This is a genomic window from Avibacterium endocarditidis (genome assembly GCF_002921145.1).
In the GTDB taxonomy this organism is placed as follows: domain Bacteria; phylum Pseudomonadota; class Gammaproteobacteria; order Enterobacterales; family Pasteurellaceae; genus Avibacterium; species Avibacterium endocarditidis.
The window spans coordinates 1-12,569 of sequence record NZ_PQVI01000015.1 but is presented as its reverse complement, the minus strand read 5'-3'; the positions used below and the strand labels follow the sequence as shown (position 1 = coordinate 12,569).

The 12,569-nt window shown below is 43.0% G+C and carries 11 protein-coding genes and 2 pseudogenes; 7 read left to right on the top strand and 6 right to left on the bottom strand.

Features of this window, described 5'->3' with window-relative positions; all coding sequences use genetic code 11:
- Positions 1-21: 21 nt before the first annotated feature.
- Positions 22-1,089: an LPS export ABC transporter permease LptG gene (gene lptG / locus C3Z13_RS01790; RefSeq protein WP_103854818.1), complete on the bottom strand. Its 1,068-nt coding sequence runs from the start codon at positions 1,087-1,089 to the stop codon at positions 22-24.
- A 12-nt stretch (positions 1,090-1,101) separates the two neighbouring features.
- Positions 1,102-2,199: an LPS export ABC transporter permease LptF gene (gene lptF / locus C3Z13_RS01785; protein ID WP_103854817.1), complete on the bottom strand. Its 1,098-nt coding sequence runs from the start codon at positions 2,197-2,199 to the stop codon at positions 1,102-1,104.
- Positions 2,200-2,429: 230 nt separating this feature from the next.
- On the opposite strand from lptF, the gene C3Z13_RS01780 reads away from it, so the two are divergent.
- Positions 2,430-3,791, top strand: a complete 1,362-nt coding sequence (locus C3Z13_RS01780; RefSeq protein WP_425427444.1) for a leucyl aminopeptidase — start codon at positions 2,430-2,432, stop codon at positions 3,789-3,791.
- A 45-nt stretch (positions 3,792-3,836) separates the two neighbouring features.
- Here C3Z13_RS01780 and selD read toward each other — a convergent pair whose 3' ends face one another.
- A complete protein-coding gene (gene selD, locus C3Z13_RS01775; RefSeq protein WP_103854820.1) occupies positions 3,837-4,874 on the bottom strand; it encodes a selenide, water dikinase SelD in 1,038 nt (345 codons plus the stop codon).
- Between the two features lie 365 nt (positions 4,875-5,239).
- On the opposite strand from selD, the gene gntR reads away from it, so the two are divergent.
- Positions 5,240-6,244, top strand: a complete 1,005-nt coding sequence (gene gntR, locus C3Z13_RS01770; protein ID WP_103854816.1) for a gluconate operon transcriptional repressor GntR — start codon at positions 5,240-5,242, stop codon at positions 6,242-6,244.
- A 78-nt stretch (positions 6,245-6,322) separates the two neighbouring features.
- Here gntR and mdh read toward each other — a convergent pair whose 3' ends face one another.
- Complete coding sequence (mdh, locus tag C3Z13_RS01765; protein WP_103852527.1) at positions 6,323-7,258, bottom strand: malate dehydrogenase; 936 nt, start codon at positions 7,256-7,258, stop codon at positions 6,323-6,325.
- Positions 7,259-7,478: 220 nt separating this feature from the next.
- On the opposite strand from mdh, the gene argR reads away from it, so the two are divergent.
- Complete coding sequence (gene argR / locus C3Z13_RS01760; RefSeq protein WP_103854815.1) at positions 7,479-7,946, top strand: transcriptional regulator ArgR; 468 nt, start codon at positions 7,479-7,481, stop codon at positions 7,944-7,946.
- Positions 7,946-8,830, top strand: coding sequence for a TIGR01777 family oxidoreductase (locus tag C3Z13_RS01755; RefSeq protein ID WP_103854814.1), 885 nt, complete (start codon positions 7,946-7,948; stop codon positions 8,828-8,830). The genes argR and C3Z13_RS01755 overlap by 1 nt, the downstream gene beginning before the upstream one ends.
- Here the strand turns inward: C3Z13_RS01755 and C3Z13_RS12950 are convergent.
- Together C3Z13_RS12950 and C3Z13_RS12585 are read right to left on the bottom strand one after the other, a co-directional pair.
- Positions 8,819-8,965 carry a type II toxin-antitoxin system RelE/ParE family toxin gene (locus C3Z13_RS12950; RefSeq protein WP_103854819.1) on the bottom strand — a complete coding sequence of 49 codons (147 nt, stop codon included), beginning with the start codon at positions 8,963-8,965 and terminating at the stop codon, positions 8,819-8,821. The two genes, C3Z13_RS01755 and C3Z13_RS12950, sit on opposite strands and share 12 nt — an antisense overlap.
- A gap of 195 nt (positions 8,966-9,160) precedes the next feature.
- Positions 9,161-9,283 (bottom strand): hypothetical protein, encoded by a 123-nt coding sequence (locus C3Z13_RS12585; protein WP_281258756.1) that lies wholly within the window; start codon positions 9,281-9,283, stop codon positions 9,161-9,163.
- Between the two features lie 197 nt (positions 9,284-9,480).
- Between C3Z13_RS12585 and rsxA the strand changes: the two are divergent.
- From rsxA to rsxC, 3 genes and pseudogenes are all read left to right on the top strand, one after another.
- Positions 9,481-10,063 (top strand): annotated as a pseudogene (gene rsxA, locus C3Z13_RS01745) (electron transport complex subunit RsxA).
- Position 10,064: 1 nt separating this feature from the next.
- Positions 10,065-10,661 (top strand): electron transport complex subunit RsxB, encoded by a 597-nt coding sequence (gene rsxB, locus C3Z13_RS01740; protein WP_103854813.1) that lies wholly within the window; start codon positions 10,065-10,067, stop codon positions 10,659-10,661.
- Positions 10,661-12,569: pseudogene (gene rsxC, locus C3Z13_RS01735) on the top strand (electron transport complex subunit RsxC); the annotation flags it as partial. The gene rsxB and the pseudogene rsxC, both read left to right, overlap by 1 nt.

Sequence of the window (12,569 nt, the reverse complement as noted above, 5' to 3'; positions counted from 1 at the left end):
TTTTTATACCGCACTTGGGATCTAGCGTTTATGCGCTAATAACCACCAAGTGATAAGAATAAATAACCCGCTTGGCATTAATGCGCCTGCGATAGGTGGCACATTATAAACTAAACTGAGTGGGCCGAAAATCTCATTGACCACATAAAATAAAAATCCAAAGCAAATTCCTGTGATCATTCTTGCGCCCATTGTTACGCTACGCAATGGGCCAAAGATGAAAGAGAGCGCCAGTAACATCATTACGCCTACGGAAATCGGTTGAAAGATTTTCCGCCAGTAAGTGAGTTCAAAACGCTTGGAGTCTTGCCCTGTTTCTTTCATAAAGGCAATGTAATCCGCTAGCCCTGAAATAGAAAGTGAAGTCGGACGTAAAGACACAATGCCTAATTTATCGGGCGTTAAGGTGGTTTGCCACGCTTCGTTGAGATAATTGGCTGTGGTGATTTTGTCCGCTGAAATGTGTGATTTATTCACTTGCATTAATTGCCAGTTACCGTCTTTAAATTCTGCTTGATTGGCGTGGCTGACTTGCTCTAACTGACGTTTATCATTGAAATGATAAATATAAATATCATTGAGTTTGACGTTATCGGTGATGCGTCTGACATAAATAAAATCATTGCCGTCTTTTGCCCACACGCCATTTTTAACGGAAAGCATTTCACCGCCTGAAATGGCTTTAGCACGCATATCACGGGCAAATTGTTCCGTTTGCGGAATGCCCCATTCGCCAATTGCCATTGTAATTAGCACTAAAGGAATGGCGGTTTTCATTACTGCAAAACCAATTTTTAAACGTGAAAATCCAGACGCTTGCATTACCACTAATTCACTACGGCTCGCTAAGTTACCAAGGGCGATCAGCGCACCTAATAAAGCCGCCATAGGGAAGAAAGTTTCAACATCTTTAGGAATGGTTAAAACGGTGAAAAGCCCTGCTTGCAACACATCATAAGTGCCTCGCCCCACATTGCGAAATTGTTCCACAAATTTAATGATGGCAGAAAGCCCCACCAAGGTGAGCAGAGTGGCAAAAATCGCACCTAAAATGGATTTTCCGATGTAACGGTCTAGTGTATTCATCATTCTTGTTATTCCTTAGGCACGTTTTTTGAGAAGGTGGTAACGAATTTTATACATAAACGCACTGTTCCAGCTGTTTAACACAATACCTAATACTAAAAAGGCAACATTGACGGCAGGCATTAAGATGCTCGCATCTAATTTGCCTGCAGCACCAGCAGATTTGAACGAACTTTGTAATAAAAAATAAATTAAGTAGAGCAAAAGTGCTGGTAAAATTTTGGCAAATCTTCCTTGACGCGGATTTACTCGGCTCAATGGCACAGCGATTAATGCCATAATCGGCACGGCGAGAATTAAGGTAATGCGCCAATGAAGTTCCGTTTTTCCCGCTGGCGTGGTGCTAGTTAGCAGTTGGTTTAACGGCAGGGTTTCCGCATCATCGCTATCATTTTCTGTGGCTTTATAACCTAAATAGGCTTGATATTGCTCAAAATCCGTAATCCGAAAATCGGGCAACATTGCGCTACCTTCAATGCGTTGGCTATGGGTAAGATTTAAAACCTGATCACCATTTGGCAAAGCGGTGAGTTCACCTGAATCCGCCACAATCACAGAAGGTTTCTCATTTTTTTTATTTTGCATTTGGAAAACATAGACGCCTTGAATGGTATTATTTTGCACTTTATCAATAAACAGCACTAAATCACTGCTGTTTGCAGAAATAAATTGACCAGCAGCTAGCGCGCCCATTGTAGGATTAGCTTTGGCATCTTTAACAATTTGGCTTTGTTTTTGTAATGCCCAAGGGGAAAGCACTAAAGCATTATAACCCGCTAAGCCTGCGGTAGCGAAGGATAACAATAAGGCGACCTTAACCAGCAAGCGTTGCCCCACACCACAAGCACGCATTACGGTGATTTCACTTTCAGCATAAAGTCGTCCAAATGTAAGCAGAATGGCAATAAACAAGCATAATGGCAGCATCAATTGCGCCATTGTTGGCATTCCTAATCCAAGTAAGGAAAATACAAGATCGGCGGGTACTTTACCATTTGCTGCGGAACCTAACACTCGTACAAGTTGTTGGCAAAAAAAGATGAGGAGCAAAATGAAGAGGATCGCCGTTTGGCTTTTTAATACTTCTTTAGTTATATATCTGGTTAAAATCACAGCATTGCCTATATTATTTACTTGCAATTTTTATGAAAGTCATTTCAAATGGAATGGCATATAATACCGTATTTTTTAACATATAGCAGTAAAATTAGTGAGGAACAAATGAAATATACTGTAAAAAACACCGCACTTTCTGCGCTAACAGGGAATGTGATCGTTAGCGTATTTGAAGAAGGAAAACTTTCCCCGCCGCACAGGCGCTTGATCAATTAAGCCAAGGGGCAATTAGCAAACTTATCAGCGCAGGCGATGTGAAAGGCAAGCAAGGCGAAGTGGTTACCTTGCGTTTACCTAATGCGAATTTAGAACGCGTCTTCGTGGTGGGCTGCGGCAAACAAGGGGAACTCAATGTTCGTCAATATAAGCAATTAATCAAAAGCGTTATCCAAGCAGTAAAAGCCACCAATGCGGCGCAGGTGTATAACTTTTTAACGGAAGTGCAAATCAACGAACGTGATCTTTATTGGAATGTGAGATTTGCCGTTGAAAGCATCGCAGAAAGTTTTTATCAATTCGATCAATTTAAAAGCAAAAAATCAAAGCAGAATACCGCTTTGCAAGAAATGGTGTTTGTCGTTGATTCAGCACAACAAGAACAAGCAGAAAAAGCGGTTCAACAAGGTCAAGCCATTGCACTTGGTGTACGTTGTGCGAAAGATGTAGCAAATTGCCCGCCAAATGTGTGTAATCCTGCGTATTTAGCCGAACAAGCGAAAAAACTCGCTGAAAAATCACCGCACTTTAAAGTGAGCGTGCTTGGTGAAAAAGAAATGGCTGAGCTTGGAATGAATGCCTACCTTGCGGTTTCACAAGGCAGCCAAAACGAAGCGCAACTTTCTATTATTGAATATCGCAATCACCCAAATCCGCAAGCAAAACCTATCGTGTTAGTGGGCAAAGGCTTAACCTTTGACGCAGGTGGTATTTCCTTAAAACCAGCGGATAGTATGGACGAAATGAAATACGATATGGGCGGCGCGGCTTCGGTTTATGGTGTAATGAATGCCTTGGCAGAATTACAACTGCCGCTAAATGTGATTGGCGTGCTAGCGGGTTGTGAAAACTTGCCAGACGGCAATGCCTATCGCCCAGGAGATATTTTAACCACAATGAGCGGCTTAACCGTAGAAGTGCTGAATACCGATGCGGAAGGGCGTTTAGTGCTGTGCGATACGCTCACTTATGTAGAACGCTTTGAACCTGAGCTAGTGATCGATGTTGCCACCCTAACAGGGGCTTGCGTAGTGGCACTCGGACAACACAACAGTGGTTTAATGTCGCCAAATGATCGCCTTGCAGAACAGCTACTCAATGCCGCACAACAAAGCGCGGATAAAGCTTGGCGTTTACCATTAAGCGAAGAATACCAAGAACAGCTTAAATCTCCATTTGCCGATCTGGCCAACATCGGCGGCCGCTGGGGCGGCGCAATCACCGCAGGCGAGTTTTTATCCAACTTTACCAAAAACTACACTTGGGCACACTTAGACATTGCCGGCACCGCCTGGCTACAAGGTGCCAACAAAGGCGCAACCGGACGCCCTGTGAATTTACTCACGCAGTTTTTGATCGATCAAGTAAAATAAGCATAAAAAAATCCCTCAATTATTTGAGGGATTTTCTTTTGAACACTACTCCACTTCAATCAAAAATGCTTGATCTTGATCCCTGAGTTCCCCGATCTCAAATAATTCCACACCTTCTTGCTGTGCTAGCGCTGTTACTTGCTCCACCGCTTCAGGTTTTACCGCAATAAGCAAACCGCCTGAGGTTTGTGGATCGCACAACACAGCTTTTTGTAGATCATTCATAGCAGAAATTTTGTGTCCGTAGCTTTCAAAATTTCGTCCTGTGCCACCAGGTACGCAACCTTTTTCAATATAGCGGATCACGCCGTCTAAGGTTTTGATTTTATCAAAATACACTTTTGCCTTGAGCTGAGAACCCTCGCAAATCTCACTTAAATGCCCAAGCAAGCCAAAGCCAGTTACATCCGTCATTGCGGTGATGCCGTCTAGCTCCGCAAATTTTTCGCCAATTTTGTTCATTTGGCACATTGTTGCGGTGGCAAGGCCTTTGTGTTCAGGCTTGAGTTTGCCTTTTTTCTCCGCCGTAGTTAACACGCCAATGCCAAGCGGTTTGGTAAGATAAAGTTTGCAGCCAGCTTGCGCGGAAGCATTCTTTTTCACTTTGTCGGTAGAAATCACGCCTGTTACGGCTAAGCCAAAAATCGGCTCAGGGGCATCAATGGAATGGCCCCCCGCTAAGGCGATGCCTGCTTGTTGGCACGCAAAACGCCCGCCGTCCACAATACGTTGCGCCACACTAGGTGGAAGTAATTTGATTGGGAAACCTAAAATCGCAATGGCCATAATGGGTTTACCGCCCATTGCGAAAATATCACTAATGGCATTGGTGGCGGCAATACGCCCAAAATCAAAGGGATCATCTACGATCGGCATAAAGAAATCTGTGGTGCTGATGATGCCAACCCCATTGCCAATATCATAAACCGCCGCGTCATCTTTGGTTTCATTGCCCACCAATAAATTGGGATCAACAAACTTTTCCATTTCGGAATGCAAAATCGTTTCCAACACTTTCGGCGAAATTTTACAACCGCACCCAGCGCCGTGGCTATATTGCGTTAGACGAATGGTTTCTGCCACGGTTTGATCTAGGGCATTTTGTACATCGGTGAGATTGGTTTGTTTTGATTTAGTTTCTTTCAACATAGCTTCCTCGCTTTACCATCAACTGATGAGTGAATGTTTTCATTATACGCTGATTTTAGGGGTTGTTGATCATTCATTTTACATTTGAGCTAGAGCCTATTTTTTATGAGAATAAAGTGAATGTAGTGAAATTTAGTTATGCTAAATGAGCCATTCTCAGTCTAGTTATTACGAAAGATAGCCCTAGCTCAAATGTAAAATGAATGATTAACTCCCCCTAAGTGCGGTGATTTTTTGTGAAATTTTTACTAGAATAACGGATTATTATTTTTCCTTTTTCTGCCGATAAACAGACGAAAATGAATAGACGAAAACGCCCCACACTACAAATGATCGCCGATCATCTTGGCTTAACCAAAATGACCATTAGCCGTTATTTACGCAATCCTGATTCCGTTGCGCCAGAAACGCAGCACAAAATCGCTGCCGCAATTGAACAATTTGGCTATATTCCTAATCGAGCGCCTGATATTTTATCTAACGCCAAAAGTTTAGCCATTGGTGTGTTATTGCCCTCTCTCACTAATCAAGTGTTCGCGGAAGTGTTGAAAGGTATTGAATTAATTACCGATAAAGCAGGCTATCAAACGATGGTGGCGCACTATGGATATAGCGTAGCAAAAGAAGAACAACGCATTGAAAGCCTGCTTTCTTATAATGTGGATGGCTTAATTTTATCGGAAAATCACCATAGCCCACGCACCTTAAAAATGCTTGAAATCGCCAATATTCCTGTGATTGAAATTATGGACAGCAGTGAAATGGGTATTCAGCAAGTGGTGGGCTTTGATAATGTGGCGGCGGCGCAATCTATGGTGGAAACAATGATTCATTACGGGCATAAAAATATCCTTTATTTCACCGCGCGAATGGACAAGCGTACCAAGCTGAAAATGCAAGGCTATGAAAATGCAATGAAAAAACACGGCTTAACACCACATAGCCTGATTACCTCTGAACCTTCTTCTTTCACTCTAGGAGCAAATTTACTACGCCAAGCCCTGAGCGAATACCCCGAAACCAACGGCATTTTTTGCACCAATGATGACTTAGCTATTGGTGCGTTGTTTGAATGTCAGCGTTTGGGGATCAAGATTCCGCAAGATATAGGCATTGCAGGTTTCCACGGTCACGATGTGGGGCAATCAATGACACCACAACTTGCCACCGTGATCACGCCAAGATTAGAAATTGGCAAAATTGCAGCACAAGAATTGCTCAATCGCTTACAAGGTATCCCAATGAAAAGCCACATTATCAATTTGGGTTATGAAATTCATTTGGGGCAAAGTGTTAAGCCTTAATCACTATTCTTAATCGTTATTCCACGCCATTAAAAAAGGCATCCCAAGATGCCCTTTCTTTTTAATCGCTAACTAAAATCAGCCATTCACAAATTTTTCGCCAAGTTCAATATCTGCACGCAAGGTTGGTAACATATCTTCTAAGGCTTTTTGCTCGAAAGCGCTTAATTCGCCAATTGGCAGGATTTCCTCTACCCCATCTTTACCTAAACGAACAGGCTGCGCGAAGAAACGTGCGTATTTGCCATCACCTTCTACATAGCTACATTCCACCACAGTTTGACCACTCAAGCCTTTCACTAAAGAGCGGGCAAAACGTGCTGCGGCTTGTGCCATAGAAAGGGTTGCTGAACCACCGCCGGCTTTGGCTTCCACCACTTCCGTACCTGCGTTTTGGATACGTTTGGTAAGCGGTGCGATTTCTTCCTCTTTCCATTGTGCATATTGCACTTGAGAGAGTAAAGGTAAAATAGTTACGCCTGAATGCCCACCAATCACTGGCACAGCGGTGCGTGAAACATCAAGATCTTTTAATTCAGCAACAAAGGTTTCTGAACGGATCACATCTAATGTTGTTACACCAAATAGTTTGCGTTTGTCATACACACCGGCTTTTTTCAGCACTTCTGCGGCAATGGCAACAGTGGTATTGACAGGATTGGTGATGATACCAATACAGGCTTTCGGACAAACTTGCGCCACTTTTTCAACAAGATTACGCACAATACCCGCATTAATATTAAATAAATCAGAACGATCCATACCTGGTTTACGCGCTACACCTGCTGAAATTAACACCACATCCGCGCCTTGTAACGCAGGTGTTGGATCTTCACCAGAAAATCCCCGCACTTTAACCGCGGTTGGAATATGGCTAACGTCCACCGCAACACCTGGGGTAACTGGGGCAATATCATAAAGAGATAATTCTGAACCAGCGGGCAGCTGTAACTTTAACAATAATGCTAATGCTTGACCAATTCCGCCTGCGGCACCTAAAACTGCAACTTTCATTTAATACTCCTCTTTTTGGTTATAAATCAAGTTAATTGGATTTTAGACTTATCCCATAGCAAATTCAAACAGAGAAATTCAATAGTGAGATCTAATTCAAATTTTTAAAAAATTTATTTTAAAATTGTTGCATTTCCTTTCTATTATGGCTTTTAAAACTTGCTAAAAATTGAATTTTTATGCAAAATCCTTGCAGATATTCGCAACATAACCAAACATTATGAGTACAGACAAAAACGATAATTTAATCTCTGCGTTTAAAACCTTGTTAGAACAAGAGCGTTTTGGCTCGCAAGGGGAAATTGTAAACGCCTTGCAACAGCTCGGTTTTAGCAATATTAATCAATCTAAAGTTTCCCGAATGCTAACTAAATTTGGCGCAGTTCGCACTCGCAATAGCCGAATGGAAATGGTCTATTGTTTACCAGCGGAATTAAGTGTGCCTACCTCTAGTAGCCCATTAAAAAATTTAGTGTTAGACATCGATCACAACGATTTTTTAATCGTAGTAAAAACTAGCCCTGGCGCAGCACAACTTATCGCGCGCTTATTAGATTCTGTAGGCAAAGCAGACGGTATTCTTGGCACGATCGCAGGGGACGACACCATTTTTATCACTCCAACCTCAGGCACCGCAATTTTAGACTTAATGCAACGTGTGCAAGAATTATTTGAAACTAGCCTATAATGAATATTCTACTCACTGGAGGCACAGGGCTGATTGGTTCAGCCTTAATCCCACAACTTCTCGCCAAACAATATCGCATTTGCCTTTTAACGCGCAACATTCAGCCTGAGCGTTTTCCAACCGAAATACAACAAATTGACAATCTTGCCCCATTGAAAAATCTCAATGCCTTTGATGCGGTGATTAATTTAGCTGGCGAACCGATTTTCGCGCATCGCTGGACAACTAAACAAAAAGCCAAACTTTTTGCTAGCCGAGTAAATTTAACGCAAAATTTGACCGCACTTATTAATCAAAGTGAGAACCCACCGCACACCTTTATCTCAGGATCAGCCACGGGTTTCTATGGTGATCACCAAGATCATTGGATTGATGAAAGCACTCCCGCTGGCACAGCATTTCCCGCACAACTTTGCCAACAGTGGGAAGCTGCGGCAATGCAAGCCAATACCCGCGTTTGCTTATTGCGCACCGCAATGGTACTAAGTCCAAATGGCGGTGCATTAAGTAAAATCTTGCCGTTATATCGTTTAGGATTAGGGGGAAAACTCGGCAGTGGTAAACAATATTGGGCTTGGATTAGCTTGCAAGATATGATCGCAGGGATTTTATTTTTATTGGAAAACCCACAATGCGAAGGGACGTTCAATCTTGCAGCCCCAGAGCCCATCACCAATCAAGATTTTAACCAACAGTTAGGCGATTTCCTCAAGCGCCCCCATTTCGCCAGTGTACCAGCTTTTGTATTACGTTGGGTTTTAGGTGATCGCTCACAATTATTATTAGACAGCCAACGCATTAAACCAGCGCGCCTCATTGAAGCGGGATTTGAATTTCAAGTGGAAAGTTTTTCGGCGTTTTTAGAAAAAAATTTAAGAAGATAAAAGGGGATATTTTCGGCGAGAATGAATAACCGTAATAATCTCAACACGATCGTCATATTCACGATAGACAATACGGTAATGGCGGCAAAAAACTTGTCTTCGCCCATTTCCAATTTGTTTTCCGCTTTTGGGAATGCGTGAAAGCTGCTCAAAGGTACGGAAAAATTCTGTTTGTAATTTTTTACACTTTTACTGATCCCGTGTAATCAGCTACACTATCAAAATCTCCTGCATATTTGACATTGCAGAAGGAGAAATCCGCATAGGCTTAACTGGCATACTCCAAAAGCTCCTCGCGTTCTAACATTTCTAATTCTAACGCTTTGCGTTTTAGCAATTCATCAGTATGTTTTTCCATTCTTCAAGGCTCATATATTCACCGCGCGCCAAAGCAGCCTCGCCCTCGGCAATGCGCTCTGCCAAAAACTCATCATAACCTGCTTCTTTTAACATTTCTTTTCCTCTATTGAATAGATAAAATACAATGTAAGCCTACGCCATAATCATTGTAAATTCAACATCTACCTAAAATTTTCTATTGTTATCCCAGCCAGAAACTAGGATAATAGCAAGCTAGATTTTTTCTGACAACTTGGCTTTCAAGCATATAAAAATCATAACAAGGTAACGAAAGCAAGGGTAATAAACTGATGACTGACTATATTTTATTAATTATTAGCACCGCACTTATCAATAACTTTGTCCTAGTGAAATTCCTAGGGCTTTGTCCTTTTATGGGGGTATCGAAAAAAATCGAAACCGCCATTGGAATGGGGTTTGCCACAATGTTTGTGCTAACCGTTGCTTCCCTTTGTTCCTATTTGATTGATCGCTATTTGCTCACGCCATTTAATGGCAATTTTTTTACGCACCTTGGTGTTTATTTTAGTGATCGCCGTGGTGGTGCAATTTACCGAAATGGTGATTCATAAAACCAGCCCAACCCTTTATCGTTTACTCGGGGTATTTTTGCCACTGATTACCACCAACTGTGCAGTGTTAGGCGTGGCGTTATTAAATGTGAACTTAGCCCATAATTTAACCCAATCTGTGGTTTATGGTTTTGGTGCATCCCTTGGTTTTTCCCTTGTTTTAGTGCTATTTGCTGCCCTGCGTGAACGCCTTGCTGCCGCGGATGTGCCAATGCCGTTCCGTGGTGCATCTATTGCCTTAATCACCGCAGGATTAATGTCCCTTGCCTTTATGGGTTTTGCTGGCATAGTGAGAGTGTAAAATGACAACCTTATATTATGTTCTTCTCGCTATTAGCGTACTTGCTTTGATTTTTGGTGCGATTTTAGGCTTAGCGTCCATCAAACTAAAAGTACAAGCCGATCCTATCGTAGAAAAAATTGATGCCCTACTGCCGCAAAGCCAATGCGGACAATGCGGTTACCCCGGCTGTAAGCCTTATGCCGAAGCCATTGCACAAGGCGATGTAATTACCAAATGCGTTCCTGGTGGTCAGCCATTAGTGGTGAAAATTGCCGATTTATTAGGCGTGGACGTGCCTGCAACGGATTTTGATGAAGAAGATAATGCGCCAAAAGTGGCATTTATTCACGAAGATATGTGTATTGGTTGCACCAAATGTATTCAGGCCTGTCCTGTTGATGCCATTATTGGTACAAATAAAGCAATGCACACGGTGATTCCTGATCTTTGCACAGGCTGCGAACTCTGCGTTGCCCCTTGCCCAACGGATTGCATTTCAATGATAAAAATAGAACAAGACATTGATCATTGGGATTGGAAATTCGATCCCAGCTTAACCATTCCCGTGGTAGAGATTACTGCAAGTAGCGCGAATAATCAGGGAGCGGAAAAATAATGGCTGATGTATTAACCAATTTTAATTCCGGTAAATTATGGGATTTCTCTGGTGGCATTCATCCGCCTGAAATGAAATCTCAATCAAATCACACACCTATTCGCCCAGCGGATCTGGTGGATACCTACTATGTTCCGGTTAAACAGCACGCTGGTAATGCTGGAAATCTGCTAGTGAACGTTGGGGATAAAGTGCTAAAAGGTCAGCCATTAACGCAGGGGAAGGCTTACGCAATCTGCCTGTCCACGCCCCGACTTCAGGCGTTATCACAGCAATTGCGCCTTATATTGCCGCCCACCCTTCTGGTTTACCTGAACTAACCATTCAAATTCAGGCAGACGGTAAAGATGAATGGCGTAAACAGCACCCAATTGAAGATTTCCTGAGCCAAACGCCAGAACAGCTTATCGAAAAAATTTATCACGCTGGAATTGCAGGCTTAGGCGGTGCGGTATTCCCAACAGCGGCTAAAATTCAATCGGCAGAAAATAAAGTGAAACTGCTGATTATCAATGGTGCAGAATGTGAACCTTACATCACCTGTGATGATCGCTTAATGCAAGATCGTCCGAAAGAGATCATCGAAGGAATACGCATCTTACGCTATATTTTACGCCCTGAAAAAGTGGTTATTGCCATTGAGGACAACAAACCCAAGGCGGTGAAAGCCCTTAAACACGCTTTAAAAGGGGCAAATGACATTGAAATTCGCGTAATTCCCACCAAATATCCTTCAGGTGCAGCAAAACAGCTTATCCAAGTGCTAACAGGCATTGAAGTGCCGAGCGGTCAGCGCTCTTCCAGCATTGGCGTGCTAATGCACAATGTCGGCACGGCGTTTGCGATCAAAAGAGCGGTGATCAATGATGAACCGTTAATTGAACGCGTGGTTACACTAACAGGCGATAAAATCCCACACAAAGGCAATCTTTTGGTTCGCTTAGGTACACCGATTTCCGCCCTATTGCAACAAGTGGGCTATCAATATGACGCACGTTTCCCAGTGTTTATGGGCGGGCCAATGATGGGCTTTATTTTGCCCAATCTCAACGCGCCTGTAACCAAAGTCACTAACTGTTTGCTCGCGCCTGATCATTTTGAATATGCCGAACCCGAGCCAGAGCAAGCCTGTATCCGCTGCTCTGCTTGCTCAGACGCTTGCCCTGTGCATTTAATGCCGCAGCAACTATATTGGTTCGCGCGCAGTGAAGATCACCAAAAATCGGAACAATATGCCCTGCAAGATTGCATTGAATGTGGCTTGTGCGCTTATGTTTGCCCGAGCCACATTCCGCTTATTCAATATTTCCGTCAAGAAAAAGCGAAAATTTGGGAAATCAAAGAACAAGCACAAAAATCCCACGAAGCGAAATTACGTTTCGAGGCACGCCAAGCGCGTTTAGAAAAAGAAGAACAAGCCCGCAAAGCGCGTACCCAACGTGCTGCTGAAGCTCGCCGTGAAGAAATCGCAAAACAGAAAGGCGTTGATCCTGTTCAAGCCGCATTAGAACGTTTAAAAGCGAAAAAACAAAGCGACAGCGAAAGCCCAAATGTGAAAACCTTTGTGGACGAAAAAGGCCAGCTACAACCAGATAATTCCGATATTATGGCGCAACGCAAAGCGCGCCGCTTAGCTCGCCAACAAGCTGAACAAGAGAATGTGGCGTCCACTGATCAATCGCAAGAAAATTTAGCGCAAAATACTGGGGAAAATCGCACCGCACTTGATGCAAATTCCGATCCTAAGAAAGCTGCGATCGCAGCCGCACTTGCACGAGCGAAAGCTAAAAAGCAAGCTCAGAACGACACGGTTCAATCTGCAAGTTCCACAGAGAACAGTGTGGAAAATCAAGGTTTAACTGAACAAATGCAAAGCCAAAGTGCGGCTGGAAAAACAAAAGAAAAAAC